We start from the raw sequence: 716 nt of genomic DNA, 5'->3' as shown, positions 1-716 counted from the left end.
ACACCAGGCCGACCCAGCCGAGCGCGCCGGAGTGCACGTGGCCGATGGTCCAGTCGGTGTAGTGGCTGAGCGCRTTGACCGTCTTGATSGACATCAKCGGSCCCTCGAAGGTGCTCATGCCRTAGAACGACARCGASACGATCAGGAACTTCAGGATCGGGTCGTCGCGCAGTTTGTGCCACGCCCCCGACAGCGTCATGATCCCGTTGATCATCCCGCCCCAGCTCGGCGCCAGCAGCACCAGCGAGAACAGCATGCCCACGCTCTGCGCCCAATCGGGCAGCGCGGTGTAGTGCAGGTGGTGCGGGCCCGCCCACATGTACGTGAAGATCAGCGCCCAGAAGTGCACGATCGACAGCCGGTACGAGTACACCGGCCGCTCGGCCTGCTTCGGGATGAAGTAATACATCATCCCGAGGAAGCCGGCCGTCAGGAAGAAGCCGACCGCGTTGTGGCCGTACCACCACTGCACCATCGCGTCCTGCACGCCGGCGTAGGCGGAGTAGCTCTTGGTCAGGCTCACCGGAATGGCCGCGCCGTTGACGATGTGCAGCAGCGCCACCGCCAGGATGAACGCGCCGAAGAACCAGTTCGCGACGTAGATGTGGCRCACGCGGCGCACCGCGATCGTGCCGAAGAACACCACCGCGTACGACACCCACACGATCGCGATCAGGATGTCGATCGGCCACTCGAGCTCGGCGTACTCCTTGCCC

1 protein-coding gene is annotated in these 716 nt (G+C 64.7%); it reads right to left on the bottom strand.

All coding sequences use genetic code 11. The features are described 5' to 3' along the window. On the bottom strand, nt 1-716 hold a 716-nt coding region (locus AC1D12_RS34630), incomplete at both ends, for a cbb3-type cytochrome c oxidase subunit I (RefSeq protein WP_477845571.1).

It is taken from the genome of Rhizobacter sp. P1_G5 (assembly GCF_056405435.1).
This window is presented reverse-complemented; position numbering and strand designations above follow the sequence as displayed.